The organism is Paenibacillus sp. YYML68 (assembly GCF_027923405.1).
Classification (GTDB): domain Bacteria; phylum Bacillota; class Bacilli; order Paenibacillales; family NBRC-103111; genus Paenibacillus_G.
The window spans coordinates 1,953,666-1,979,984 of sequence record NZ_BQYI01000001.1; the positions used below are offsets into that span (position 1 = coordinate 1,953,666).

The window sequence follows — 26,319 nt, forward strand, 5'->3', positions numbered from 1 at the left end:
TTTTTCGGAACGTTAATCTTTGGTCCTTAAAACTGAGTTGAAATGACCGAATCCTATATCAGGACTCGGTCATTTTTCTATGGAATCCATTATCGAGAAGTTCAATCCAAAACTCCAGAAATTACTATAAAATGATTGAAGCTGTTTACAAATACGATATCGAAACAGTTCCAGGATTTTGGAGTTCATTCAGAATGATAAAGAGCAGGAAGATACCCTTATTCACCAAACTTAGCATCCGTCAGGATGCTTTTTTTGCGTTTACGAGCAATGGCTATGGGACCGATAACGAGCGATCACGTATTCGCTTGCAGAGCCTTACAGCTCGACTCTCAGGTTACCCAAAAATTGGACGAACTTCGGGTCGTGGTACGACATGAACAGACTTTCCCCTGTGTCGAGGTCGGAGATTAGCTTCATATCGTCTGCGCTCAGCTCAAAGTCGAAAATGTTAAAGTTCTCGACGATGCGCTCCTTGCGCACTGACTTCGGAATAGCGACAATATGACGCTGAGCAAGCCAGCGCAATATAACCTGAGCGACGGACTTGTTGTACTTGTTGCCGATCGAGGTCAGCACCTCGTTGCCGAACATGTTGTTGCGTCCTTCCGCGAATGGCGCCCATGACTGGTGCTGCACCCCCAGCTCCTTCATCCATGTAGCGCTCTCCAGCTGCTGGTAGAATGGATGCGTCTCCACCTGATTGACGGCGGGTACGATCTCGTTGTGTACGATGAGGTCCATCAGACGATCCGGCAGGAAGTTGCTGACCCCGATCGCCTTGATGACGCCTTCCCGGTACAGATCCTCCATCGCACGCCAAGCGCCATAATAATCACCGAACGGCTGGTGAATCAGGTACAGATCGAGATAGTCGAGCTGCAGCTTCTTCAGCGAGTTGGCTACAGCCAGCTTGGCACTCTCATAGCCCGCATCCTGAATCCAGAGCTTGGTCGTGATGAACAGCTCCTCGCGCGGCACCCCGCTGCGCTTGATCGCGCGTCCGACCGCTTCCTCGTTCAAGTAGCCAGCGGCCGTGTCGATCAGACGGTACCCGGTCGTCAATGCTTCATAGACGGCGTTCTCGCATTCCTCCGCATCGGTCACCTGATACACACCGAAGCCGAGAATCGGCATAGTCACTCCGTTGTTCAAGGTTACAGCTTGCATGGTCATTCCTCCTATGGATCGATTGTAATGTCAAATGGCGGCGAAGCCCGGGTATTGGGCCTTACAGCAAGCTTACTGCTTGGAGCCGATTTGCATTATAATGAGCTTACAGCCTTCGTGTTACACGAAGTCAACAGGGGCTGATCATTTTTTTCCAAGGAGGACATACTGATGCATACAGTCAAGGAAGCCGCCCAATTAACGGGACTCACCGAGCACGCAGTGCGTTTCTATACCGATAAGGGACTCGTGCCGAGTGTACAGCGCAATGACAACAATATCCGTCTATTCGATGCTGAAGCGATCAACTGGCTATATGGTGTCAAATGTCTTAAGCAATCCGGGATGCCGATCGAGGTGATTAAGACGTATGTTGATCTCTGTCTGGAGGGGGATTCGACGATTCCGCAGCGCTGCCAAATTATGAAGGAGCAGCATGAGGCGGCGCTCGTTCAGCTCGAAGAGGCCAAGCAGCGTGTCGCGCACTTGGAGGAGAAAACGGCTCTCTACGAGGCTATCATGGAGCAACGCACGCTAGACACGACCAATCCTGCCAACTGGGAACGAATACGGCATTACCATAGCGACGTCTTCTATTCGCCCTCTAAGCAACGCACGAACGAATAACGGCGGTCTGACCGCCGTTATCCCCACGCTATCGCTCCCTATTGCTTCAAAAAATGAAGACAAAACTCCAGGTCCGCCTTCAAATGCTCCTTCATCAATCGCTCCGCCGTGTCGCCGTCGTGCGAGCGGATCGCATCATAGATCCCTTGATGCTCATCCAGCAGGAACGGTCTCCGGTAGATGACGACCGTCTTGCGGAACAAGTAGATGATCGATTGCATCCTGTCGATAATGTCGATCATCTGCGGGTTGTTGCTGGACTGCACGATCAAGTTATGGAACTGCTCGTTCGCCTTCATCGTCTCCTCGTCAGGACCTTGACGAGCCAGCGTGATGCACGTCTCCAGCTGCTCAAGTGTTGCTGCATCCATGTAAGTGGCGGCGCAGCGGGCCGAGAAGCCCTCCAGCAGGATGCGCACCTGGAACGTATTGCTGATATCGGTCGCGGTCGGATTGATGACGCGCTTCTGCTGGATCAGACCCTCCTGCTCCAGCTTGCGGATCGACTCGCGAATCGGCGTCCGGCTGACGCCGAGCTCCTCCGCCAGCCGCTCCTCGACGAGCTTCGTCCCCCGCGGATATTCTCCATTCAATATTTTATCCCGAATGAATTCGTACGACGTTAAGTAAGCCTTCTGAAACGGCTGCTTGCTCATGTGCATGTCCTTTCTTAACCTTTATCTAGCTCGATGGCTGAAGATTCTATTGCTTCATCATACCGTATACAGGAGCTTGATCGCAAAGGAAAGTACATAAAAACAGAGAAACTGTATTCCTATTCTAAATTTTTGTATACAAAATAATAATTGTTGTGTACAATAAGCTTGCAACACATTACGTAAGCGCTTTAAGGAGGAATAGTTATGAACGTTGGTTTTATCGGAATAGGTATCATGGGTAAGCCCATGTCACGTAACTTAATGAAGCACGGCTTCAAGCTGACCGTCACCGATGTGAATGAGGCGGCGGTGCGCGAGCTGGTGCAGGAAGGTGCATGCGGTGCAGCATCACCAGTCGAGGTTGCGCGTGAAAGCGATATCATCATCACGATGCTGCCGAATAACGCAATCGTGCGCAGTGTCATTCTCGGGGAGAATGGAATTGTACAGGGCGCGAAGCCGGGTACAATCGTCGTCGACATGAGCTCGGTATCGCCGGTCGTGTCGAGGGAGGTCGCTGCGGCATTAGAGGAGCGCGGGCTTCATCTGCTCGATGCGCCGGTCAGCGGCGGTGAGCCGAAGGCGATAGACGGGACGCTGGCGATTATGGTCGGCGGCGAGGAGTCGATCTTCAAGAAGGCGGAGCCTGTGCTCGCTGCGATGGGCAAGGACATTACGCTAGTAGGCGGTAGCGGCTGCGGGTCGATTGCGAAGCTGGCGAACCAGATCATCGTCAACGTCAACATCGCGGCGATGTCCGAGGCGTTCGTGCTGGCGGCGAAGGCGGGCATCGACGTGGAGAAGATGTACCAGGCGATCCGCGGCGGCTTGGCGGGCAGCACAGTGCTGGATGCGAAGGCGCCGCTCATTCTTGCGCGCAGCTTCGAGCCGGGAGGCCGCATCGACATCAATATGAAGGATTTGACCAACGTCATGGAGACGGCCGACGACGAAGGGATGCAGCTTCCGCTGACGAGTCATGTGCTCGGCATGTTCCGCTCGCTCGTCGAGGATGGCAAGCAAGGTCTTGATCACGGCGCACTTGTGCAATACTACGAGAAGCTGACAGACACTATTGTAGAGAAGCGTAAGTAGGCGAAGAGCGCAGCACAACATTTTACAGATACATCATAAAGGAGCATCGATCAGCTATGGTAACAGGTCCACTATTAATTGTTATATTCGTGCTGGCGCTTGCGGCGCTGTTCTTCCTCATTCTTAAGGTGAGAATCGAGCCGTTCTTATCCCTCATTCTCGTCGCCTTCGCGACAGCGCTCGTCATCGGCATGCCGCTGAAGGACATTCCCGGCATCGTCACGACCGGCTTCGGCAATACGCTCGCGGGCGTCGGCATCTTGATCGGTCTTGGCGTCATCTTCGGTCAGTTCCTCGCGGCCTCGGGCGCTGTGGAGAAGATCGCGCAGGCGGTGCTTAAGGCGTTCGGCCCGAAGGCCTCTCCTGCAGGTCTTGGCTTGACAGGAACGATCGTCTCGATTCCGGTGTTCTTCGATGCGGCGTTCGTCATCTTGAGCGGTCTGGTCAAAAGTCTGGCGTCGAAGACGGGCATCGCCGTCATGACGTTCGTCACGTCGCTCGGCGTTGGCTTGATCGTCTCACACAACATGGTCGCACCGACACCGGGACCGCTCGTTGTAGCGGAGAACACGGGGGCCGACCTCGGACTGTTCATCATCTACGGGGTGCTGTGCTCCATTCCTGCGACGCTCGTCGGCGGCTTCCTGTACGGCTCCTTCATCGGCAAGCGGCTGAAGCACTCTGGCGACATTGAAGTGGTGGAGGTAGCAACGGATGCTGCCCAGCCGAGGAAGGAGATCAGCACCGCACTGTCGTTCGCGATGCTGTGCCTGCCGATTGTACTCATTCTGTTGAACACGATCTCCAAGCTGATCTGGCCAGGTACAGCGATTGCATCGTTCTTCGGCTTCGTTGGGGATAAAAATATTGCCTTGCTCATCAGTACAATCGTCGCGATTGCAGCGCTTCGACCGTATATTTCGGAGAAATATTCGAGCCTCTACGCGGAGGCGATCAACTCGGCAGGTATCATCATCTTGATCACTGGCGCAGGCGGTGCGTTCGGCGCAGTCATTAACAAGAGCGGCATCGGCGATTACTTGATCCAGAGCATGCAGGGGCTGAGTATTCCGATTCTGTTACTTGCCTTCGTCTTCTCGCAAATATTGCGGGCGTCACTTGGCTCGGCGACGGTCGCGCTCGTGACGACGTCGAGCATTCTCGGACCGATGATCGGCGAGCTCGGCGTATCCCCGATCTTGCTCGGTCTTGCGATCTGCGCAGGCGGTATCGGGCTGTCGCTGCCGAATGACTCCGGCTTCTGGGTCGTCAGCCGCTTCGGCAAATTAACGGTCACCCAGACGCTCCGCGCCTGGACGCTCGGCGGGTTCATCGCAGGCTTGACCGCGCTCGCCACCGTGTACGTATTCAGTCTGTTCAGTGGCATCTTGCCAGGGATCTAATATAGAAGGGAAGGCGTAAGCTGTGAATACGGTTACGAAAAGCATGAAGGAAGTACTCGGCAGCCTGCCAGCTGTTGACCGCAGCCTCGTATATGAAGCGCTGGCGAAGGAGCTGCACGACTTCAAGTCCAAGATCGTCGTCCTCGACGACGATCCGACAGGTGTTCAGACGGTACACGGTGTATCCGTGTACACCGATTGGTCGGTCGACAGTCTCGAGCAAGGGTTCGCCGAGCCGCAGTCGATGTTCTTCATCCTGACGAACTCCCGCGGGATGATCGCCAGTGAGAGCGAGGCGGTGCATCGCACAATAGCCGAGAACTTAGCTCTCGTATCGAAGAAGCGGAGCCAGCCGTTCCTGCTCGTCAGCCGCGGTGATTCGACGCTGCGCGGCCACTATCCCCTCGAGACGGAGACGCTGAAGAGCACACTTGAGGAGCGGCTTGCGATGCGCTTCGATGGCGAGGTGATCGTTCCTTTTTTCCGAGAAGGGGGACGGTATACGATAGATAACATTCATTATGTGCAGCAGGGAGAGGAGCTCGTGCCGGCTGGCGAGACGGAATTCGCGAAGGATCGGACGTTCGGCTATACGTCGTCGCACCTCGGTCAGTGGGTCGAGGAGAAGTCGGCGGGTCGCTACAAGGCGGCAGACGCCACCTACATTACGCTGGAGGACCTGCGGGCGCGCAATGTGGAAGGCATATCCCGTCAGCTCATGGACGTGCGCGACTTCCAGAAGGTGATCGTCAATGCAGTTGACGATACCGATGTCGCCGTATTCACGACGGCGTTAGTTCGCGCGATGAAGCAGGGCAAGACGTTCATCTTCCGCAGCGCGGCGGCGTTCACGAAGGTGATCGGCGGCGTCAGCGACAAGCCATTGCTTACCAGAGAGGAGCTTATCCGCGAGGACAATGGCCACGGAGGCTTGATTCTCGTCGGCTCTCATGTGAAGAAGACGACCGAGCAGCTGGCGGAGCTGCAGAAGTGTACGGACATTACGTTCGTCCAGCTGGACAGCCATCTGGTCGTCGAGCCAGATCGATTCGCAGCTGAGGTCGATCGCGTCATCGCTGAGGTCGAACGCCTGATAGCAGCTGGTCGCACCGTGACGGTGTACACAAGACGGGAGCGGCTCGATCTGGGCGAGGGCAAGCAGGAGGAGGAGCTGAAGCAATCGCTCCGAATCTCCGATTCGGTGACGAGCATCGTCGAGCGTCTGCAGGTCCGCCCGAGCTATATCGTGGCGAAGGGCGGCATTACGTCGAGCGAGATCGGGACGAAGGGGCTCTTGGTTCAGAGAGCGACCGTCGCCGGGCAGATCAAGCCGGGCATCCCGGTATGGCTGACAGGTGCGGAGAGCCGATTCCCCGGCATCGCATACATCATCTTCCCGGGCAATGTCGGTGCGACGACGACGCTGCGGGAGACGGTGGAGCTGCTGGACGGCACGAGGAAGGGAGGCGCAGCCGATGCTCTGTAATACGAAGCAGCTGCTCCTCGCCGCACAGCAGGAGAAGACAGCGGTAGCCGCGTTCAACGTCTACAGTCTCGAGACGGTGCAGGCGGCGGTACGTGTCGCTGAGCAGGAGGAGCGTCCGGTCATAATCGCGCTGGGCGAACGATATTTCCCAACGGTCGATGTGGAAGGGTTCGCTGCGCTCGTGCAGGCGATTGCCGCGAAGGCGAACGTGCCTGTAGCTCTGCATCTCGACCATGCCTATGAGAAGGCGTCGATCGTCCGCGCGATTCGCAGCGGCTTCACCTCGGTCATGTACGATGGCTCGAAGTATGAGCTTGCCGAGAACATTCGCCGCACGAAGGAGCTCGTCGAGCTCGCGCATATGGCGGGTGTGTCCGTCGAGGCGGAGATCGGCTCCGTCGCTAGAGGCGACTTCTCCGACGAGGAGGAGGGAGACGGCACGTTGACAGACCCGGCGTCTGCTCAACGATTCGTCGCCGAGACGGGTGTCGATTTCCTCGCGGCGTCCATCGGTACGGTGCACGGGATGTACACAGGTGAACCGAATATTAATCTAGAGCTGCTCGGACGTATCCGTGAGGCGGTGTCTGTGCCGCTCGTGCTGCATGGCGGCTCGGGGACGCCTGATGACGTACTTACCGAGGCGATCCGTGCAGGCATCTGTAAGGTCAACGTCAATACGGAAGTATCGATGGCAGCGGTGGCGTACTTAGTGGAAGCTGCACAACAGCCTGCCTTCCACAGAGCGCATCTGTCGACGATTATGGAGAGCATGCAGCAGTCGATGGTGCCTGTTATGGCGAGGTTCGTCCGACTTCTGGCGCATAAGCGTTGATTCCCCTCATTATCGTAAATGTAAAAAGTCCGGCACACCATCGTCATGATGGGGAGCCGGACTTTTGACATTACAGCGCATCATACGGTGCGGAATGGGCGATTGCAAGCTGTGCTTGTAGGCTTTATTCGCCTTCTGGGCCCTTCGGCTGAGAGACTTCCGCTTCATTGCTTCGCTTATGCTTTTCGCGCCAAAACATTGCGGTCAGTACTCGCTCGATCCATTCCTTATCCAGCTCGGACAGCGCAACGCCGTCGAAGTGAAGCTCGTTCTCTTGCAACAGCCTGCGCAAATTGACACGCGGTCTGTCTGGACTGCTCGGAGCGGACGCCGCCTCCTTAGGCTCCATATACCCGGCAATTCTCATAAGCTCGGGGTATGGTGTATTCAGTCCCTCTGATAGCTTCATCAGAACATCGGGCGAGGGTACGCCACGGTTGCCGTTCTCAATTTGCGAGATGTACGCGGCGGAAACGCCGGACCGGTCGGCAAGCTCGCGAATCGTAAATCCTTTTAGCTTGCGCATATCCTTGAGCTGCTGATAGAACAACATGGATCACACCTACTAAGTAATCAGTATAAGCATTTCTTGAAGCATGGATTGCCTGCGTTAGGTAAATCTTGGTTAATGTTTTTATATTATCAGTAAATGTGGGCAAGTACAACTATGTTAACAAGAGTGAAATAAATAGATTGCAATAGTGAATGAATCTTTATATAATGGGAACAAACGATTGTTTTGGAGGTATTTGTAAGATGAAGGTGATCGCTAAGACGAACGCAGTAATGAAGGCACGTATCATTATGGGCTTGACGCAAAGAGAGCTTGCAAGGCGGACCGGCTTAAGCTTCGCCTATGTCAGCTTGCTGGAACGATCCATGAAGTCGATCGGTCCCGGAGCGGCGAAGCGGCTGTGCGAGGCGCTGGAGCAGCCGTTCGAGGAGCTGTTCGAGCTGAAGTAGCATGACTATAGGTTACAGGTTCAAAAAAACCAGAGCTGCACACAGCTCTGGTTTACTTTTTAATGCGAATGGCGCTTAACGGTAGTCGGTCAGCTCCAGCCGATGACCTTGTTCTTACCCGACGTCTTCGCCTTGTACATCGCTTCATCGGCCTGCTGGATCAGCTCCTCGGCGTGGATGCCCTTCTTGAATACACTGTAGCCCATGCTCACGGTCACAATGGTCTCCTGCTCGATGCGTGCACGTATTCGCTCGGCCAGCTCCTCGGGGAGCACGTCGGGGTCGGTCACGAGCACGACCATCTCCTCGCCGCCGTACCGGCCGCAGGTGCCTGCTTCACCCGTTTCCTCCATGATAATTTGAGCGGCCTGACGCAGCACTTGATCGCCCATATGATGCCCCTTCGTATCATTGAGCTTCTTGAAATTATCGATGTCGCTGAACAGAACGGATACCGGATGACGCTGCTGCAGTGCAGACCGGAGACGATTGTCGAAATATTTACGATTATACAGCTTGGTCAAGCTGTCGGTAATTGATGACGTATAGATCGCCTGCATGATCTCAATGACCCGCTCGAAGATGAACAGGAACAGAACCATATGCAGGGCGAATGGAGCCATTCGCTCCAGCAGCTGCAGGACAGGCTGGCTGTCGTTGAATATATACAGGTTGGCCATGTGCAGCGTCTGCTGGATGAAGGAAACGGTCAGCATTGTCTGGTATTTGCCATTCTGGCCGATACGCGGGTTGACGATAATGAAGCTTAAGAAGATGAGGATAAACATATACAGCTCCAGCCCAAGCGGGCGAAGCAGATGAATATGGATGTCGCCGCTCTGCAGCCATTCGGGTGCGAGCCAATACGTGGACGCTACGGCGGCGGTCGCGATGACGAACAGGAGGAACAGCGTGATATCGCGCTTGCGCGTCGGGTTGTAGAGCTGGAATATGCCGACATTCAGCATGACGAAGGCGAACGCCTTGAGCAGCAGCGCTGCGAATATTTCATCCTCGGTCAGCTCTGGCGTCCAGGCTCGGGCGATCAGCAGCACATATTGAACGAGAAGCAGGGCCAGCGCGACGATCATCGAGAAGTACCCAATCTTGCGCCGGGTGAAGAGCAGGCGAATCGACACGAGCATTGTCATCGCGATCATCACAAGAAGCATGGAGTACATCCACACCGCGCCGGTAGGTTCTAGTAGTATCGAGGACAGCGTCAATGTATCATTCAATGGAAACAAGCCTCCGTCATTAACCATTTCTCGACACATTATACCAAACCTATATTCGCACAGGAAGTCTTGTCGAATGTTTATATAACTGATAGGATGATAGAGACTGTAGTAGACTGTGCCAGATGTGCGTCAACAACTATGAAAGACAGGGGACCTACCTATTATGCGAGTGCTTCAAGCGTTGTTTTTTCCACCGGAGCAGCCGGGCGGTGTATCTTCGATGGTACCGTACTTGCTGGACCGCTTCAATAAGCGTGGCTGGGAGATGGAGCTGTTCTCTCTGCCCAAGCGTATTCGGAACAAGGGCTCGGAGGACGTGAGCTTTACGACCTTCGACTGGACGCAGTACGCAGGCCAACCGATGGTTGATAAATATATCCAGACGTTCAAGGACTATACGTGGTGGACGAAGCTGCGTATTCAGAAATCGTACGATCTCATTCATGCCCATCATCCGATTGCGGCGCTCGTGATGAAGCGGGTGTTTCCCGATACGCCGGTGCTCATGACGGTGCACTCCAGCTATGAGAAGGAGCTGATCCTCAATGGGAGGATCGAGGAGAACGGTCCGGAGCATCAGTTCCTGACGTCGCTCTACGGCGAGCTGGAGGAGCATGTTGATCAGCTGATTACCGTCTCCAATTCGTTCAAAAAATATTTGTCCGACTACGTGCAGGAGCCGGAGCGCATTGGCGTCATCCCGAACGGCTTCGACGAGAAGCGGTTCCGTCCTGTGCAGCATGATACGAAGGTGCCGCAGCTCATCTCGGTATGCCGACTCGTGCCGGCCAAGGGGCTCGACACGCTGCTTCACGCGTGTGCGGAGCTGAAGAAGAAGGGGCACAAGTTCGTGCTGCATCTGATCGGCGACGGTCCGATCCGCACCGAGCTGGAGCAGCTGGCCGTTCAGCTCGATCTGTATGAGGAGACGATCTTCTACGGCTACATGCTTCATCCGGAGGACTTCATGCCGTTCTTCGACGTCTTCGTGCTGCCGTCGCGGGCGGAATCGTTCGGCTCCGTCTTCGCGGAAGCGGCGCTGTGCGGCCTCGCTGTCGTCGGAACGAACGTCGGAGGCATTGCCGAGCAGATCGAGCACGGCGTGAACGGGCTGCTCGTGCCTGTTGATGATGTCGGCGCCTTATCCGTCGCCTTGGAGAAGGTAATTAGCGATCCGATGTACCGCTACCAGCTGTCCCGCGTCGCCCTCGAGAAGGCGCTGAAGTCGTACTCGATGTCCCGCGTCGCGCAGCAGCTGCGCAATGTGTATCGGACGTATCGGGTGGAGCGACCGTAGACGTTACAGGAGTTCTACCGTCAGCTTTCTAGCTCATGGTGCGTTGTAGCTAATATTCAGTCATAAGTGGAAGTCTTGCTTGTTTAAGCAGGGCTTTTTTCTTATGGGGAAACTTGCGCTTCACTACGTTTGCCAACTGCGAACGCGCGTTCTATAATATAGGGGTGGTAGGTTGGTGGAAGGGGGCGGCTGTGTTGTTTAAGTTGATCCGATATTTGCAAGAAGGCACAGAGGTACAGCGTCGATCGTTCCGTGCGATTACGGAGCTTCGGAAGGAGCAGGGAACGAAGACAGAGCCCGCCTTTGCTCAACTACTTGGCTTGTCCGGCGACCCGTACGATGCGCTGCTGGAGCTTGAAGAGCAGCTCGGTCTGACAGCTGGGGAGGTGGATCGCATATGAGACCGTTCCGGTTCATACATGCGGCAGATCTTCATCTGGACAGTCCATTCAAGGGGTTGACGGGATTACCTGAGCGGCTTCGCGATGCAGTTCGTGATTCGACGCTGCAGGCGCTTAATCGGCTCGTGGAGCTGGCTGTGCAGGAGCGAGTCGATTTCATCGTGCTGGCGGGGGACATCTACGATGCGAAGGAGCGCTCGCTGCGCGCGCAGCTCCGTCTGCAGCAATGCTTCGAGAAGCTGGCGGCTGAAGGGATACAGGTGCTGCTTATCCATGGTAACCATGATCCGATGCAGGACGGGTATACCGCTTCACTGAAGGTTCCCGATACGGTAACCGTCTTCGGCTGCGAGGCTGTGGAGAGTGTCATCGTCCGAGCGGCTGGCGGCGAGCCGCTGGCAAGAGTGTCGGGGATGTCGTTCGCCCATGCCGCGGTGAAGGACAATCTTGCGCTGGGCTACCGCGGCCTAGGTGACCAAGGACTGTTCGAGATCGCGCTGCTGCACACGAATGTGGACGGCAATGGCGAGCATGGCAATTATGCGCCTTGCCGACTGTCGGACCTGCTCGGACGCGGCATCGATTATTGGGCGCTCGGTCACGTCCATACGCGGCGTGTGCTGCATGAACGGCCTTGGGTCGTCTATCCAGGCAATATACAGGGACGCCATATTCGTGAGCAGGGGGCCAAGGGCTGTTATGTAGTCGATGTGAATGCTGGCGGGGAGGCTGCGTTAACGTTCCATGCGCTGGACAGCTGGCGGTGGGAGCAGGCCGAGCTGTCGATCGCCGGTCTGGAATCGGAGCAGCAGCTGAAGGAGGCGCTGGAGGAGGCCGTGCAGGCGGCGGAGGAGAGCTCAGACGGACATTCCGTTATGCTGCGGCTGACGCTAACAGGAAGGGGGGCGCTGCACCGGATGCTGCGCCGTCCGGGCGCTTTGCATGAGCTGACGATGCTCCTTCGGGAGCAGGGCGGGCCGGTCTGGGTCGAAGGCTTGTACGATCGGACCGGAGTGCTCGTTGATCGGGAGGCGCTTGCCGCTCAGTCCGGCTTTGTCGGAGAGCTGCTACGGTTTGCCGAAGGGTTGAGAGTGGCTGAGAATGGCGCAGAGCTGGAGTCGTTCTCGCAGGAAGCGCTTGCGCCGCTGCACACACATTCTGCTTTGTCGGCGGAGTGGTCGGATGGCACAAGGGAGGAGCTGCTGGAGCTATTGAAGGAGGCTGAGGAGCTGGCGCTCCATCTGCTGCTGCCGGAAGTGGAAACGGGGGGATCGGAATGAAGCTTGTACGGATCGACATCAGCGCGTTCGGAGCACTTCGTCAAGTCGTCGTAGAGCTGGACCGTCCGATGACGCTCGTGTACGGTCCGAATGAAGCAGGGAAGAGCACGACGCTCGGCTTTATTCGAGCGATGCTCTTCGGCTTCCCGCCGAAGCATGCGCAGACCGCCTATGCCCCAGAGCCGTCTGTCGTGCAAGGGGGAAGTCTGACCTTCATCGATGAGGAAGGCAGACGTATTCGGCTGGAGCGGTGGGACCGCGGGGGAGAAGGTCGTGGACGCGCCTCTGGCGAAGCGGTGCTTACGTATGAAGACGGACGAACAGGCGGGGAACGCGAGCTGAGGGAGCTTACAGGAGGCTTGACCGCTGAGCTGTACCGTAGTCTATTCGCCTTCGGACTTACGGAGCTGCAGGAGCTTGGGACGATGAATAGCGAGGAGGTCAGCGGCTATTTGTATAGTGCTGGACTCGGCGTACCGGGGACGGTCATTCGTCAGGCGGAGCGCAAGCTGACGCAAGAGCAGGAGCAGCTGTACAAGCCTAGAGGTCGTTCACCGCTCGTCAACCAGCTGCTCGTCAAGCTGCAGGCGGCGCAGAAGCGGCTCGTTGAGAGCATGGAGCAGGCTGGACACTATGAGCAGCTTGTGTCACAGGGAGAGCTTCTAGGCAGGCAGCTGGTACAGCTGGAGGAGGCGCTGGAGCGGGCAAGACAGAAGGCGGCTTATGTGGAGCGCTGTATCGATGCAAGACCTCATGTGATGCGGCTTGCGGTCATCGAAGATGAGCTGGAGCAGCTTCCGGAGTCGCTGTCTGATGTACCGGAGGATGCGCTGGCGCGCGACGAGGCGCTTGAAGCTGAGCTGCACACGCTCGAGTGCGAGCTGGCCGAGCTGGCGTTGCTTATCCGAGAGTGCGAGGCCGAGCTTGTGGTGCTGGAGGCTGATGAGGAGGAAGAGGCGCGGCTGCTGGAGCATGAAACGGAGCTTGCAGGCTATGCCGAGCGGGCCGCCAGCTTCGAGGAGAACGAGCGTCAACGGGAGCAGGCCGAGCAGGAGGCAGGTCGTCTTCGTGGACAGCTGAGTATTCTGCTGAGACAGCTGGGCTCAGGCTGGACAGAAGAGCAGCTCGACCGTATAGAGGCGACTGTGGTGCTGCGGGAGGAGGTTATGGCTTACCGCGAGCAGTGGAGCAGCTGGAGGCAGGAGGAGGTGCTGCTGGGCGAGGAGGAACGGCGTCTGTTCGAGGAGGCGCCGGAGCTGCGCTTGCTTTCGGGTTCTACGGAGCTAGAGGAGCAGTCAGGTGACTTCGAGGAAAGAGAAGAGGCTGGCCTACAGGCGCTCATCGAGAGCGAGCGGGTGATGTATGATGAGCTGCTTCAGGAGCAGCAGACGGCTTCTTCTGCATTAGCGGAGCTGGCTCGAGCGGGTCAGCTTCTGTCGAGCTGGAAGGAAGCGCTGAGGGAAGCGCGGCATGCCCGGCAGCGGCTGTACGATCTGGAGCAGCTTGGCGGTGGGGATAAGCGACAATCGGACTCTGCGTATGCGAGCATGAAGGAGCCGAGTATCGCACTGCTTGCGACGCTGTATGCGCTCACGCTCGTGCTGCCCGCAGCGCTGTATGTGTTAGGTGAGCCGCTGGCTGCGCTCGTCGCGATGGTGCTGCTGCTAGGTGGCAGCATCGCAGAGACGGTACGTTTCTGGTACAGCCGACAGCGTAATAGGGGGCGTAGCAGAAGCCGTGGGAGCAGTCGCAGTCAGCGTCCTTATGCGCATGATGTAACGACTTCGACGCTGGAGAGAGAGACGAAGGCGACAGCGTCGGAGCTGGCGGGGATAAAGATTAAGACGTCTACGTCGGTGATGGCGGCGACAGAGGTAGCGGAGAAAAAGACGAAGGCGACAGCGTTGGTGATGGCGGCGACCGAGCTGGCGGAGACTGAGACAGCTGCGCAGTCGCTGGCGCCGCTCGCGGCGCACGCCGCGCAGCTGGCGGCGCAGCTTACAGCCGCGCTCGCCCAGCTCGCGCGGCTCGGCTTCGCCGCTCCCGGCCCGGCCGCTGGTGCGTCGGCCGAGCCGGGAGCGCCTGGCGCGCGGCAGCCGCTGCCGCCCGAGATCCTCGAGCCTTGGCTCGAGGATCTCGCCCAGCGGCTGCGCGCGCGCGAGGCACGGCTCGCAGCACGCCTGCGAGCCGCTGAGCGGCTTGCCGCGCTGCGCGAGCGGCAGCAGCGGCACCAGCGCGCCGCCGGGCCGCTGGCGGCGCGCTGGTGCGCCTGGCTGCGCAGCCAGGCGCTGCCGGACGCCGCGACGCCGGACGCGGCGCTCGAGCTGCTGCGGCTCGCCGAAGCGGCGGCGGCCGAGCGCGAGCGGCTGCGCCGCGCCGAGGCGCACGCGGCCGCGCTCGGACGCGAGACGGCCGGCTTCGCTGCGGCCGTCGGTGCGCGCCTCGGGCCGCGCGCAGCCCGCGAGCCTGCCGCCGCGCTGCGGGCGTGGCGCGAAGGCGCAGAGCGCGCCCGCGAGCGCATGCGGGCGCGCGCCCTGCGCCGCGAGCGCCTCGCCGAGCTGCGGCGCGGGGCTGCGCGGCTCGGCGAGCAGCGCGAGCGCGCGATGGCGCGGCGCGCGGCGCTCTATGCGAGCTGCGGCGTCGCCGATGACGCCGCAGCAGGCGCAGGCGCGGCGCAGCTGCTGCGCAGGCGGTGCGCCGAGGCGCAGCGGCAGCGGACGCTGCGCGAGGAGCGCCGTCACGAGATGACGGCGCTGCGGATGCTGCTTGGGGATTCGTGGGAGCAGGAGGCGGCGCGGCTGCGGCAGTATACAGCCGAGCAGCTCGAGACGGAGCGTAGCCAGGTGAAGGGCAGCATTGTGGAAGAGTCGAGGCGGCTTGCCGAGCTGCACGAGGCGCGTAGCCGGGTCAAGTATGAGCTGGAGCAGCTGGCGGACGGCAGCACGCATGCGAGCCGGCTGCAGGAGGTAGAGCTGTGCCGTGCCGAGGTGAAGCAGCTCAGCCGCAGATGGGCGGTGCTTGGGTTGACGAGCGCACTGCTCGAGCGGACGAAGCGAACGTTCGAGCAAGACAAACAGCCCTTCGTCATGCAAAGGGCTTCGCACTATTTTGCTTCGCTAACGGAAGGGCGCTATACGCGGGCGGTTGCACCGGTCGGCGAGCAGCGCGTCTTGGCCGAGCTGCCGGATGGACAGCTGGTCGATACGGTGCGGCTAAGCCGGGGCACCGCCGAGCAGCTGTACATCAGCATACGGCTTGCACTCGTGGATGAATTCGCCTCCGCCGGGGTCCGTCTGCCAGTCGTCATGGACGACCTGTTCGTCAACTTCGACGAGGCGCGTCTAGCCTGCGGGATCGAGCTGCTGAAGCAGGCGTCGAGCCGGGGTCAGCTGCTGCTCTTCACGTGCCATCGGCACGTCTGCGAGGCGTACAGACGCCTTCTGCCGGATGAACCGATCGTACAGCTCCATGCCGCTAGGACGGCACCTTCAGGAGAAGTCATATCAAGGAAGGCCCTCAATTTGGCTGCGCCAAATTCGAGGCTTGCCATAACATCTTCCGATACGTAGGGAACCTGTTATTTCAGGAGGCTAGCACGGCACCTTCAGGAGAAGTCATATCAAGGAAGGCCCTCAATTTGGCTGCGCCAAATTCGAGGCTTGCCATAACATCTTCCGATACATAGGGAACCTGTTATTTCAGGAGGCTAGCACGGCACCTTCAGGAGAAGTCATATCAAGGAAGGCCCTCAATTTGGCTGCGCCAAATTCGAGGCTTGCCATAACATCTTCCGATACGTAGGGAACCTGTTATTTCAGGAGGCTAGCACGGGACAACAGCGCAGAGACAGCGCGTTAAGAGACGAGCTTCAACAGGACGATACCGGATAAACCGAGGATGAGGCCGTACGTTTCAGTACGGGTGAACACATCCTTCAGTACAAATCGAGCGTACAGCATGACCATGACAACGTTCGAAGCGATAATAACGGACACTAGACCTGTGACGCCGAGCTGGAAGGCCGGCATCGCGAATAGCATGCCGCCTGTATTCGTCAAGCCGACAACCATGCCCCAGAGCATCGTTCGGCGTAGCGACCAGGCGGCTTGCTGTGTTGGAGCCGATTCATTCAGCTGCGGCTGCAAGCTGGCAGACTCCAGCGAATCGGTGCGTGTATGCTCTGCGACACCTGCTGCCAGCTCGCGCTGCGCTTGCTCCAGCTGGGCGAGCACGGCACGCTCCTTGCGCAAGCCGACGAGCCAGACGGCTCCGAATAGAAGCGCCCCTGTGGCGAACATGACGCTGAGCACCGGAAGTACAGGCGCTTCATAATTCGTGGCCACCTTCGTCATGAAGTCGGTGAGGCCGAAGAACAGCATCGTCAGTACGCCCCATTGGGCGCCCTGCAGGTTGCGCAGTGACAAGTCATTCGAGTAGCGCACGAGCAAGAGACCAGACATTATGATGACGAATGCCGCCAGCTGACCGTAGCTTAGCCGTTCATCCCATACGACGAACGCCAGCAGGGCGACGACGACCGGCGGCAGGCCGGAGAACATGGCGATCAGCGATGTTTTCCCGACTGAATACCCCTTATACATCGAACCGTTCGCGACAAAAGAGAACAGCCCGAGCAATACGCCAAGCCATACGGCAGGTGTCCAGGGCTGCTGCAGCGCCAGTGCGGCTATGAAGGTTATGATCATTCCCGACGTATATACACCAAGCAGCATCAAATTCCGATTCAAGGTCTGCTTGGAGGACCATCTGTACAATATGCCGCGCAGGCCGAAGCACGCAGCCGAAGCGGCAGCTAGTATAAACCACATGATGCCAATATCCCTCACTCTTCGTAAATCATTTTGACAGTCATACCGCCGTCAATGATTGAATTTTGTCCGGTTATCAAGCCGGCTTGCTTGCCCACCCGCCAAAGTGAGGGCGAGCAGCCCGCCCTTGGAGGCGGCATACGCCTCGGTAAGCGGCTCCGACATGAGCGCACGGGTGGAGGCGATATGGATAATCGAGCCCCCGCCTCGCGATCGATGTCGGCGACACATACCTCATAGCCCCGTTCAGCAAATGCGAGTGCAATCGCTTTTCCGATGCCTTGGGCGCCCCCGGTAATTGCGGCTACCTTCGTCATTTTTCGTCACCTCTTTACGTATAAACCGTTGCTTTTTTCCCGGGTTGTCCCTACTATTATAGAATACCATACGTTTGCCGGAGGTGCTCGTTTTTGGACACGGAAACTCGCAAGACGCGAGAGATGACGTATCATACCGGCTGGAAGCAGCACAAGATTGTACCATCCGCAAGACCCGATGCTGAAGACTCGTCCTCGGCACCGACTAGCGGTTCAGGCTTCATGCGAGCGAAGTCCGTCTTACAGCGCATGAAGCGGCTGCTTGAGCAGCAGCTGTGGACGCCTGCGCCTGTGCCTCGCGGTCATCGAGTGCTGCTGGCTGTATTGCTCGCGATGCCCGCTGCTCTGTTTGCCTTGTTCGTATGGGCTGTGCAGCTGCTTGCGAGGCAGTCATAGTCGACGAAGGATACATAGGAAGAAAGCAGGTGTTATCGAACGTTATGATGATTTTTCTAGCTATCGTGGCCGGGGTGACCGGACTTGCTGTGACAGCCTCTGCGGTGCTTCTCGCGTGGACCGTCGTGACTAGCGTGAAGAGAAGTAAGGAGGGGGACGACGCGCCGTCCGATGAGCGTACCGCTTCACAAGCTCCCTTCACCGTCATGGCGAGCTTGCGGGAGCTTGCGCCGTTGCTGCTGCGCTGGACGTACTTCGATTATGCGGTGCTCGCCTTGCTCGCTGTGGGGGGACTGTTCCTGTGGACGGACCTCGTTGCCGTCATTCGTGACTCGGAATCATTCCCGCCCTATCATCTGGCTTACCTGCTGTGCGGCTTCGTCTTCGTTCTTGCAGCCTGCTTCATGCTGACGGTACGGTTCGCCGTCGTCCTATCGATGGTGCGCCCGGTTCAGCGGGGGAGCGCTGCTGCGATGGAAGACGATCAGGACGAGCCAAGCGACGCTAAGCATGCCGAAGAGCGGGTATAGGTATGAGATGAGCGTCTTGAAGCCGAACTGGCTGCCCGCGTAGCTGAGCACCAGGATGATCGGCAGCAGCACCTGGTACGCCACACCGATCCGTTGCTCCAGCTGAAGGCATAAGCCGTAGACGTCAGCGATGAGCGTCGTAAATATTTCGCCGTAGATGACGAGCAGGAACAGCCATTGCAGCAGCGTACCGATCGATTCCAGAATCGTCGCCATCGGGATGTCATACTGTAAAATGCTAGGCATCTGTGACGAAAGAGCGTAGTGCAACGCCATAAGCATGAGGCCAATCGTAATTCCACCAATGACGCCGCCCCATACGATCGTGCTCCGATCCTTGATCTTCACCCCGAGCGGCACAAGCACAGCCTGTGACATCGTCAGGTTGAAGGCGGCATACAGGAACGGGGAGAACCATACCCGCAGTGGGGAGTAGGCGGTATCGAGCGTCAGCCAGTTCATTGCACCGGGCGTGTGCGCAGAATACCAGACGATGGAGATGCTGAACACCGCCATCATCGGTACGATGACGCTGTTGACTGCCATAATCGCATCCATCCCGCGAATGAGCACGACGTATGCGGCGATCATGGTGAACAAGAGCCCGAGCTGATACGGCAGTCCGAGCTGCTCCGAGAACAGAGAGCCTCCGCCCGCGAGCATGACGGTGCATACGCCGAACAGCGAGATGAGCGTCAGCAGGCTGACGGCGTCTCCGATTTTGGCCCCGAACAGCAGTCGGTTCAGATCCTCGTACGACTTGGCGTTCGTCTCGCTCGCCAGCAGCATGAGCTTAATGCCGATCCAGGTGAAGAAGAAGGTTGCGATCCCAATCGTTATGACAGCTGCTGAACCGTATCGGGTGAAAAACTGCAATATTTCCTGACCGGTGGCAAACCCCGCACCAATGACTGTACCGATATAGGTAAAGCTCACCTTCAGGGTGCTTCCTAATTTTTTCATTAGCTGTAAGTACCCTCCTTGGCACGGCTTGTATACTTACAACGTATGAGCCTCGGTCAAGCCTCATGACTGATTCAATATGGTTGGGAAATGATCGGTTTTCTGCTACAATGGAACTTGTCTTGTCTCTTGGGAGGCGGGCGCCTTACGAAATCGAATGCTGGAGCGTGGCAACTTGGAGCACTTGCTGCATTTAATAGATCAATTTGGATATGTAGCTCTGTACGGCTTATTGGCTCTCGGTATCGTCGGTATTCCGATTCCCGACGAGATTCTGATGACGACCGTGGGCACCTTGACGATCGGGCATGATCCTGTCATGTCGTTCGTTCCTGCGCTCTTGGTCAGCTTCGCCGGCGCGATGACGGGGATGAGCGTAAGCTATGCGATCGGTCGACGGGTCGGGAAGCCGTTCCTGTATCGACATGCCAAGAAGATCAAGCTTACACCTGAGAAGCTCGCCTCTGCCGAGCGTTGGTTTGACAAGTATGGCCTGTGGGCGGTCGCCTTCGGCTATTACGTCCCAGGACTGCGTCACTTGACCTGTTACTTGTCCGGGGTTAGCAATGTGAAGCTGGGACGCTACCTGCTGTTCGCAGGCATCGGGGGGTTCATCTGGTGTACGACATTTCTTGCGCTCGGTCATTTCATAGGGCGTAAGGCATACTTCCTGCTTCGGCATCTCCATCACTATACAGCACCTATTCTCGTCGTGCTCGCTGTCCTTGCGATCTGCTATTACTTGTTCTGGAGATATCGCAGACAGCGCTTCCGACGCACGGATACTTAAGCCGCCGTGTATAAAATAAGCCTCGACTCACCGGCATCTGCCGACAGTCGAGGCTTATTATTATTCAGCAAAAAGCTTGATCGAGTTAATCGTCTGCGTCTTCGGATCGATATCGAGCTTCAGTACGGAGCCGGACGCCTTATACGTAATGACGTAATTGGAGTTCGTCGTTGGCTTGCCTAGTGCCTTCGTAATGCTGCTGGTCGGGTCGCCAAGCTTGACGCCATTCAATCCGGTGTCGATCTTCTCACTGCGCACATCGATGAAGTGCACCTGATCCAGCGAGTCGAAGCCAATCAAGAAATCGGTATAGTCATATACCGTGATCGGGTCCTCGTCCTCATCCATGATGAACTCTTCCTTTGGCTTCCCTAAATCCTCAATGATCGAGGACCGCTTCGTCTTCAGGGTAATGCCTAGCAGCGTTGGCTTCGCCTGCGAGTATGGAGTATCAATCTTGATCGTCGGCTTCTGGCCCTCGCCAGACTTGTCTGCACTGCCTTGCGCCGGCTTGAGATCCTTATCCGTATTCGCGCTGGCGAGTGCGACCTTATCATCACCAGCGGGCAGCGGCGTTGTCGGTGCAGGCACCTGCTTGCCGTCCGAATGCTCGGCGGTAGCGGGCGGTAGGGTCGACGTAGCTTCTACGAATTGCTCGTGGGGGTTAGGCTGCTGCTCGTGTGGCGAGGCTTGCGGCTTGGGCTCACAGCCGGCTAGCAGCAGCAGTGCCACGCTTATAACAACGGACAAGAAACCGATGAATGCTTTTCTACGGTTCATCCTAAACGTCCTTTCCGTATATATGTATCTATCGTTTTGTTAACTTCATAATCATACTCCGTCACGCTGTCGGATACAAAGACGAAATTAGCTCAAATTAAGTGAAATAGAACGCTGAGAGGCTGAATTTATTTTCATAGCTTCATTCTCGTGGTGCAGAGCTTTCTTTATTGAATTCTTACCCATATAGACGAAATAAAATCAGGAAAGTTGCAGCTTCAGCAGATTTTGTTAATTTTAACCCGAATACTTGAAACGAGCGCGGTCATTGTGATAAGTTTTAACAAAAAAGAGGCTGATTGTCGAAAGGCGTGGAGCGCATGGAATTATTGAAGAAAAAAATTAAAGAGGTCGGAGTCGTCGTCTCCCCCGAGGTCATTAAGCTGGACGCCATCCTGAACCATGCGGTGGACCCGGAGCTGACAACAGCGATGGGGCAAGAGTTCGCCAGATTGTTCCGCGAGGAGCAGGTGACGAAGATTGTCACGATCGAATCGTCAGGCATTCCGATTGCATTCGCCGCGGCACAGGAGCTGAACGTTCCGATGGTGTTCGCCCGCCGCAAAAAAACGTTGAACACCGACACCGAAACGTATTGCGAGCGCGTGCCTTCCTTCACGAAGGGCTTCGTGACGGACATTATGGTATCCAAGGAGTTTCTGAACGAGACAGACCGTATTCTTCTCATTGACGACTTTATCGCCAATGGCGATGCGGCGAGAGGTCTGATTCGCATCATTCGTCGGTCCGGCGCTACACTTGTCGGTGTCGGCATTGCGGTAGAGAAGTCGTTTCAGGCCGGTGGCCGCACCATTCGCGAGTCGGGTGTACGGGTGGAGTCGCTCGCACGAATATCGTCGCTGGCGAACGGCGTCATCGAGTTTGAATAACAACATTTGCATCGCCTAATCGGGCTCTTAAGCCTTCCATCTCAAGTAAATATCCTTTATAATAGGGGTTAGCGGTATGAGATAATGCTTTTTTGGCAGTTGGTGTACGACTGACTACACGAAGGAGGTGCTGCTTGAATGGGGAAGGAAATACCGGCAGATTTTTTTGTTACCAAGTTGAATGAGGCGAAGGTTCACTTCGAACGTGCCTTGGATTGTAAACATACAGATTTTGACGATCTGTATCCCTATATGATTGAGCATCCTCAGTTTTTCTGGTATAAGCGATATGTCGCATGGTCGGAGCTGTTGACGGTCGTCAAGCTGTGCAAGGAGCTGGATGTTGCATGGGAGGCACAGTTCACGGAGCAGCAGGTCGATTATATTGAGAAGCGCGTCATGTCGAGCAAGGTGCTTGATTATTGGTTTGAGACGAACGATTCGCGTGAACACGTAGGCTAATGCAATCATCATAACAGATAGAACCTGTTTGCGAGTAGGCAAGCAGGTTCTCTTTTTGCGTGTACGACTAATGAATCTTCCCTTCGGCTAATATCCCCATCGACTCGATATGCTTGCGTGTAGCAGGTGTGCCGAGCTCGTGGAGCATGCTATAGATGTCGAGCAGCGTCTCGTCGTAGGCGTCGTTCTCTTTATCGTTGTGATACAGACGGTAAGGCGTTAAGGCGCGTACCGCGGAATCCTCTTCTTCCTTCTCCTTGTCCTCGAACAGCTCGGACAGCTTCTCGATCTCCTCATTCGTCGCGAGAATCTCGAATTCGAAGTTGCCATTCATCTGCTCCGGCTCGACGATCTGCCCCGTGCCTGCGCTGACCGCAACATAATACGTCTTCTTGTCCACAGCTGTCACCTCCGCTTGAATGTGGCGTTCTTTTATTATATCCCCCGAATGATGTATATTTATAACAGCTCAGCTTGGTGAAAAGAGGGATGAACGATGATATCTGATGAGCAGCTGGATCAATACAGGCAAGAAGGAACACTGCTGCGCGTCGTGCGCGATGCTGATCGTGCGAATGACGTCAGGGGCTATGTCGTCGCGTGGGACGATACGACCGTCATGCTTCGCAAGCGAACGAGACGCGTTGTGAAGCTGGATCGTGCTTATGTATACGAACCGTATAGCGAGCCTCGTGCTGAATTGTTCGCAGATGAAGAGAGCGAGCAGGACTGAGATCGAGGATTACGGATGTCGAATGTATGGAATGAACCTTCGCCGACTGGGAAATCCTATGGCTATTAGATTAGTAGCCTTCAGGGGACGGAGGGATGATCATGTCAGGCGATGGCGAGCAAATATGGGTAGAGCTTGGACATGGCTATGCGCTTAGGGCCAATCCGTGCAGCGGCGGTGTAGCAGGTGAGATCGTGAGATTCGACCGAACCGATGCGGAGCGGGGCGTTAGGCTGTTCGAGACACCTGTACAGTCAACCGTAGATTCGCTCGTGGACTGGTCCCATCGAGCTCTAGCTGCTTATTGGGAAGGATGAGTGGCACTGTGCAAGCATTGAGAAAAATTGTTGACATCGAGCATACCGCGTGATATGATGTTTCTTGTCTCCTTACGAGACACATCGAAATAAGCGTTCGTGGCGGAATTGGCAGACGCGCTAGATTCAGGTTCTAGTGGGGTAACAGCCGTGGAGGTTCGAGTCCTCTCGAGCGCATTTTCTTTTGCTTTTAGCTGTACCAAGCAGTCGTGGCGGAATTGGCAGACGCGCACGGTTCAGGTCCGTGTGGGCTAACCCCCCGTGGAGGTTCGAGTCCTCTCGACTGCATAACGTTTCAAGCAAAGAGCTTCAACCTAATGGTTGAAGCTCTTTTTCTTTGTCTATGGTAGCCCTCCATAGAAATACCTTCCTCGATAAGCCTTCCGTCACCTTGGCATATCCTAATACCTACCCTTTGCATCTACTCTCCAAACAATAGGAATGAAGCTGATGTACCCGAACTCCGCCATGAAGCGCTCGTAGGGTCATCGTATCCTCGTCAAACGATTCATCCGCTTCCAGTAAGCAATTGCTGTCACAGAGAATTTAGTAATTTTGGATTGCTCTAATATGTACTTTTTGGACGGATATAACCAATCCATCTATTGATATACTAGCTTAAGCAATCGTTCAAATATGCACCGGAAAAGATACGCATGAGGATGCATCCCGAACAAAAATAACAGGAGGCGTGAACATGAACACGAATAGGAATACAGGCACAGAGCGGGTAAAAAGAGGGATGGCGGACATGCAAAAAGGTGGCGTCATCATGGACGTGATGAATGCAGAGCAAGCCAAAATTGCGGAAGCGGCCGGAGCAACAGCTGTGATGGCGCTGGAACGTGTGCCTTCCGATATTCGCGCAGCTGGCGGAGTAGCCCGCATGGCTGATCCGACCATTGTGGAAGAGGTCATGAAGGTTGTATCGATACCGGTGATGGCCAAAGCCCGCATCGGCCATTATGTAGAAGCCAAAGTACTCGAATCGTTAGGTGTAGATTATATCGACGAGAGCGAAGTGTTGACACCTGCAGACGAGGTTTTCCATATTAGCAAAAGCGTATTCACCGTTCCGTTTGTCTGCGGTGCCAAAGACCTTGGCGAAGCGCTGCGCCGTATTCAAGAAGGAGCCGCCATGCTTCGCACAAAAGGCGAACCAGGGACAGGCAACATTGTGGAAGCGGTACGTCACATGCGCTTGATCAACGGTCAAATTCGCAAAGTACAAGGCCTGTCCAAGGACGAATTGTACAACGAAGCGAAGCTGCACGGCGTACCGTATGATCTGCTGCTGCAGGTTCACGAATCCGGCAAGCTGCCGGTAGTCAACTTTGCTGCAGGCGGGGTGGCTACGCCAGCCGATGCAGCGCTAATGATGCATCTGGGCGCAGATGGCGTTTTTGTAGGTTCAGGTATTTTTAAGTCGGATAGCCCTGAGAAGTTTGCGCGTGCGATTGTTGCAGCTACGACACACTACGAAGATTATGCGTTAATCGCCGGTGTATCGAAAAACTTGGGAACGCCGATGAAAGGCATTGAAATATCCAGTTTGCAGCAGCATGAACGGATGCAGGAACGCGGTCAGTAATCGGAGCGAATTTGCAGCGAACAGGAATTCAGTGTAGGAGAAAGCGGTGGTCAATCTGAATAAGAGTTTTTTATTTCCTACTTATAATAAGTTCCCGCTCACGCTGGTGAGAGGACATCAAACCACCTTGTGGGATGATGAAGGGAAATCGTATTTAGACTTTATGGCAGGACTTGCTGTTTGTAATTTAGGTCACGTCCCGGAGCGGGTAAAAGCACGGATTCAAGAGCAGCTGGATCAATTATGGCATGTGTCCAATTTGTTTCATATCCCGGTTCAAGAGGAGCTTGCCGAGAAGCTTGTGACTATCAGTTGTGCAGATCTTGTGTTTTTCTGTAATAGCGGTGCTGAAGCAAACGAAGCAGCTATTAAATGCGCTCGCCGGTATCACCAGCGTGTGCTGGGAAATAACCGCTATGAGATTATTTCATTTGAACAATCGTTCCATGGCCGTACAATGGCTACTTTGACAGCTACCGGACAAGAAAAGGTTAAGGATGGGTATCTTCCGTTGCCGGAAGGGTTTGTGCATGCTCGCTTTAACGATATTCAGAGCGTAAGAAACAGCATCACGGACCAAACGGCAGCTGTCATGCTGGAACTGGTGCAGGGAGAGAGCGGCGTTCATCTTGCCGAGCCCAAATTCGTATTTGAGCTGGCTAAGCTATGCGAAGAGGAAGAAATTCTCCTGATCGTTGATGAAGTGCAAACCGGAATCGGGAGAACGGGGAGCCTGTTCGCTTATGAGCAGTATGGCATCGCACCGGATATCATCACACTGGCGAAGGGATTGGCAAGCGGTTTGCCGATCGGGGCGATGCTCGGGAAGGAGAAGCTAAGGGAGGCATTCTCGGCCGGCAGCCATGCTTCCACGTTTGGCGGTTCGCCTCTTCCTATGGCAGCAGGGCTGGCAACGATTGACACATTGCTGGAGGACGGATTGGCAAAGCAAGCGCAGCAGACGGGAGTATATGCGTTGGATAAGCTGCGCAAGGAGTTAAAAGCTAATCCAGCCATTAATGCCGTTCGAGGACTAGGATTACTGATCGGTATTGAATTTGCCGAGCCTGTTGCGCCGATCATTCAGAAGCTGCACCAGAATGGTCTGCTTGTTCTAGCGGGAGGAACCCATGTCATCCGTTTTATGCCAAGCTTATATGTAACCTGCGATGAGTTTGATCAAGCGATCGACATTTTGAACAAGGTGTTGAAAGAACGGGCTGGCAGCGCAGGCGAAGCTAACCTATAAGCAAACGTCTGGCAG

General features: G+C 56.0%; 27 protein-coding genes, 2 tRNA genes and 2 pseudogenes. 21 read left to right on the forward strand and 10 right to left on the reverse strand.

The genetic code is table 11. The annotated features are described in order from the left end of the window. Positions 1–318: 318 nt before the first annotated feature. Complete coding sequence (locus PAE68_RS08920; RefSeq protein ID WP_281886141.1) at positions 319–1,170, reverse strand: aldo/keto reductase; 852 nt, start codon at positions 1,168–1,170, stop codon at positions 319–321. A gap of 171 nt (positions 1,171–1,341) precedes the next feature. Between PAE68_RS08920 and PAE68_RS08925 the strand changes: the two genes are divergently transcribed. Beyond that, the gene (locus PAE68_RS08925) at positions 1,342–1,797 is read left to right on the forward strand and encodes a MerR family transcriptional regulator (protein ID WP_281886143.1); all 456 of its coding nucleotides are present in this window, start codon (positions 1,342–1,344) and stop codon (positions 1,795–1,797) included. Positions 1,798–1,835: 38 nt separating this feature from the next. Here PAE68_RS08925 and PAE68_RS08930 read toward each other — a convergent pair whose 3' ends face one another. Further along, complete coding sequence (locus tag PAE68_RS08930; protein WP_281886145.1) at positions 1,836–2,453, reverse strand: GntR family transcriptional regulator; 618 nt, start codon at positions 2,451–2,453, stop codon at positions 1,836–1,838. Between the two features lie 201 nt (positions 2,454–2,654). Between PAE68_RS08930 and garR the strand changes: the two genes are divergently transcribed. Genes garR through PAE68_RS08950 form a run of 4 tightly spaced genes read left to right on the forward strand, consistent with a single transcriptional unit; the run spans position 2,655 to position 7,275 of the window. Next, complete coding sequence (garR, locus tag PAE68_RS08935; RefSeq protein WP_281890981.1) at positions 2,655–3,551, forward strand: 2-hydroxy-3-oxopropionate reductase; 897 nt, start codon at positions 2,655–2,657, stop codon at positions 3,549–3,551. Between the two features lie 56 nt (positions 3,552–3,607). Continuing rightward, on the forward strand, positions 3,608–4,954 hold the full coding sequence (locus tag PAE68_RS08940) for a GntP family permease (RefSeq protein ID WP_281886147.1): 1,347 nt from the start codon (positions 3,608–3,610) through the stop codon (positions 4,952–4,954). Positions 4,955–4,997: 43 nt separating this feature from the next. Continuing rightward, complete coding sequence (locus PAE68_RS08945; protein WP_281890983.1) at positions 4,998–6,440, forward strand: four-carbon acid sugar kinase family protein; 1,443 nt, start codon at positions 4,998–5,000, stop codon at positions 6,438–6,440. Then, positions 6,430–7,275 (forward strand): class II fructose-bisphosphate aldolase, encoded by an 846-nt coding sequence (locus tag PAE68_RS08950; RefSeq protein ID WP_281886149.1) that lies wholly within the window; start codon positions 6,430–6,432, stop codon positions 7,273–7,275. The genes PAE68_RS08945 and PAE68_RS08950 overlap by 11 nt, the downstream gene beginning before the upstream one ends. 124 nt (positions 7,276–7,399) lie before the next feature. Here the strand turns inward: PAE68_RS08950 and PAE68_RS08955 are convergent, their stop codons facing one another. After that, entirely contained in the window at positions 7,400–7,828 is a 429-nt protein-coding gene (locus tag PAE68_RS08955; protein ID WP_281886151.1) for a helix-turn-helix domain-containing protein, read from the reverse strand. A 203-nt stretch (positions 7,829–8,031) separates the two neighbouring features. Here PAE68_RS08955 and PAE68_RS08960 point away from each other — a divergent pair, with 203 nt between their 5' ends. Then, a complete protein-coding gene (locus PAE68_RS08960) occupies positions 8,032–8,238 on the forward strand; it encodes a helix-turn-helix domain-containing protein (protein ID WP_281886153.1) in 207 nt (68 codons plus the stop codon). Positions 8,239–8,327: 89 nt separating this feature from the next. Here PAE68_RS08960 and PAE68_RS08965 read toward each other — a convergent pair whose 3' ends face one another. Continuing rightward, the gene (locus PAE68_RS08965; protein WP_281886155.1) at positions 8,328–9,476 is read right to left on the reverse strand and encodes a GGDEF domain-containing protein; all 1,149 of its coding nucleotides are present in this window, start codon (positions 9,474–9,476) and stop codon (positions 8,328–8,330) included. A gap of 166 nt (positions 9,477–9,642) precedes the next feature. On the opposite strand from PAE68_RS08965, the gene PAE68_RS08970 reads away from it, so the two are divergent. The 4 genes from PAE68_RS08970 to PAE68_RS08985 all read left to right on the forward strand — a co-directional run bounded on the left by PAE68_RS08970 (position 9,643) and on the right by PAE68_RS08985 (position 16,026). Further along, positions 9,643–10,776, forward strand: coding sequence for a glycosyltransferase family 4 protein (locus PAE68_RS08970; protein WP_281886157.1), 1,134 nt, complete (start codon positions 9,643–9,645; stop codon positions 10,774–10,776). Positions 10,777–10,970: 194 nt separating this feature from the next. Then, entirely contained in the window at positions 10,971–11,177 is a 207-nt protein-coding gene (locus tag PAE68_RS08975; RefSeq protein ID WP_309299319.1) for a DUF4269 domain-containing protein, read from the forward strand. Then, the gene (locus tag PAE68_RS08980; RefSeq protein WP_281886159.1) at positions 11,174–12,457 is read left to right on the forward strand and encodes a metallophosphoesterase family protein; all 1,284 of its coding nucleotides are present in this window, start codon (positions 11,174–11,176) and stop codon (positions 12,455–12,457) included. Before PAE68_RS08975 ends, PAE68_RS08980 begins: the two co-directional genes overlap by 4 nt. Further along, on the forward strand, positions 12,454–16,026 hold the full coding sequence (locus PAE68_RS08985) for an AAA family ATPase (protein WP_281886161.1): 3,573 nt from the start codon (positions 12,454–12,456) through the stop codon (positions 16,024–16,026). The genes PAE68_RS08980 and PAE68_RS08985 overlap by 4 nt, the downstream gene beginning before the upstream one ends. A 285-nt stretch (positions 16,027–16,311) precedes the next feature. Here PAE68_RS08985 and PAE68_RS08990 read toward each other — a convergent pair whose 3' ends face one another. From PAE68_RS08990 to PAE68_RS22805, 3 genes and pseudogenes are all read right to left on the reverse strand, one after another. Further along, on the reverse strand, positions 16,312–17,286 hold the full coding sequence (locus PAE68_RS08990; protein ID WP_281886163.1) for an EamA family transporter: 975 nt from the start codon (positions 17,284–17,286) through the stop codon (positions 16,312–16,314). Positions 17,287–17,385: 99 nt separating this feature from the next. Beyond that, positions 17,386–17,502: pseudogene (locus PAE68_RS22800) on the reverse strand (SDR family NAD(P)-dependent oxidoreductase); the annotation flags it as partial. Positions 17,503–17,534: 32 nt separating this feature from the next. Beyond that, positions 17,535–17,603: pseudogene (locus PAE68_RS22805) on the reverse strand (hypothetical protein); the annotation flags it as partial. A 93-nt stretch (positions 17,604–17,696) separates the two neighbouring features. Between PAE68_RS22805 and PAE68_RS09000 the strand changes: the two are divergent. Next, positions 17,697–17,999, forward strand: a complete 303-nt coding sequence (locus tag PAE68_RS09000) for a hypothetical protein (RefSeq protein ID WP_281886165.1) — start codon at positions 17,697–17,699, stop codon at positions 17,997–17,999. Between the two features lie 29 nt (positions 18,000–18,028). Continuing rightward, positions 18,029–18,529 carry a hypothetical protein gene (locus PAE68_RS09005; RefSeq protein WP_281886167.1) on the forward strand — a complete coding sequence of 167 codons (501 nt, stop codon included), beginning with the start codon at positions 18,029–18,031 and terminating at the stop codon, positions 18,527–18,529. Here PAE68_RS09005 and PAE68_RS09010 read toward each other — a convergent pair. After that, positions 18,431–19,492 carry a YkvI family membrane protein gene (locus tag PAE68_RS09010; protein ID WP_281886169.1) on the reverse strand — a complete coding sequence of 354 codons (1,062 nt, stop codon included), beginning with the start codon at positions 19,490–19,492 and terminating at the stop codon, positions 18,431–18,433. The genes PAE68_RS09005 and PAE68_RS09010 overlap by 99 nt on opposite strands. 175 nt (positions 19,493–19,667) lie before the next feature. On the opposite strand from PAE68_RS09010, the gene PAE68_RS09015 reads away from it, so the two are divergent. Continuing rightward, the gene (locus PAE68_RS09015; protein ID WP_281886171.1) at positions 19,668–20,282 is read left to right on the forward strand and encodes a DedA family protein; all 615 of its coding nucleotides are present in this window, start codon (positions 19,668–19,670) and stop codon (positions 20,280–20,282) included. A 60-nt stretch (positions 20,283–20,342) separates the two neighbouring features. Here the strand turns inward: PAE68_RS09015 and PAE68_RS09020 are convergent, their stop codons facing one another. Then, complete coding sequence (locus PAE68_RS09020) at positions 20,343–21,062, reverse strand: DUF4309 domain-containing protein (protein ID WP_281886173.1); 720 nt, start codon at positions 21,060–21,062, stop codon at positions 20,343–20,345. A 320-nt stretch (positions 21,063–21,382) separates the two neighbouring features. On the opposite strand from PAE68_RS09020, the gene PAE68_RS09025 reads away from it, so the two are divergent. Both PAE68_RS09025 and PAE68_RS09030 read left to right on the forward strand, forming a co-directional pair. Continuing rightward, positions 21,383–21,952 carry a xanthine phosphoribosyltransferase gene (locus PAE68_RS09025; RefSeq protein ID WP_281886175.1) on the forward strand — a complete coding sequence of 190 codons (570 nt, stop codon included), beginning with the start codon at positions 21,383–21,385 and terminating at the stop codon, positions 21,950–21,952. Between the two features lie 138 nt (positions 21,953–22,090). Next, entirely contained in the window at positions 22,091–22,414 is a 324-nt protein-coding gene (locus tag PAE68_RS09030) for a hypothetical protein (RefSeq protein ID WP_281886177.1), read from the forward strand. A 67-nt stretch (positions 22,415–22,481) separates the two neighbouring features. Here the strand turns inward: PAE68_RS09030 and PAE68_RS09035 are convergent, their stop codons facing one another. After that, positions 22,482–22,814 carry a hypothetical protein gene (locus PAE68_RS09035; protein ID WP_281886179.1) on the reverse strand — a complete coding sequence of 111 codons (333 nt, stop codon included), beginning with the start codon at positions 22,812–22,814 and terminating at the stop codon, positions 22,482–22,484. Positions 22,815–22,910: 96 nt separating this feature from the next. Between PAE68_RS09035 and PAE68_RS09040 the strand changes: the two genes are divergently transcribed. From PAE68_RS09040 to PAE68_RS09065, 6 genes are all read left to right on the forward strand, one after another. Further along, a complete protein-coding gene (locus tag PAE68_RS09040) occupies positions 22,911–23,147 on the forward strand; it encodes a hypothetical protein (RefSeq protein ID WP_281886181.1) in 237 nt (78 codons plus the stop codon). Between the two features lie 101 nt (positions 23,148–23,248). Next, positions 23,249–23,464 carry a hypothetical protein gene (locus tag PAE68_RS09045; protein ID WP_281886183.1) on the forward strand — a complete coding sequence of 72 codons (216 nt, stop codon included), beginning with the start codon at positions 23,249–23,251 and terminating at the stop codon, positions 23,462–23,464. 93 nt (positions 23,465–23,557) lie between these two features. Beyond that, a tRNA-Leu gene (locus PAE68_RS09050) sits at positions 23,558–23,641 on the forward strand. Positions 23,642–23,667: 26 nt separating this feature from the next. Beyond that, positions 23,668–23,752, forward strand: a tRNA-Leu gene (locus PAE68_RS09055). Positions 23,753–24,161: 409 nt separating this feature from the next. Continuing rightward, positions 24,162–25,055 (forward strand): pyridoxal 5'-phosphate synthase lyase subunit PdxS, encoded by an 894-nt coding sequence (gene pdxS, locus PAE68_RS09060; RefSeq protein WP_281886185.1) that lies wholly within the window; start codon positions 24,162–24,164, stop codon positions 25,053–25,055. 46 nt (positions 25,056–25,101) lie between these two features. After that, complete coding sequence (locus PAE68_RS09065) at positions 25,102–26,304, forward strand: acetylornithine transaminase (protein WP_281886187.1); 1,203 nt, start codon at positions 25,102–25,104, stop codon at positions 26,302–26,304. Positions 26,305–26,319: the final 15 nt, after the last annotated feature.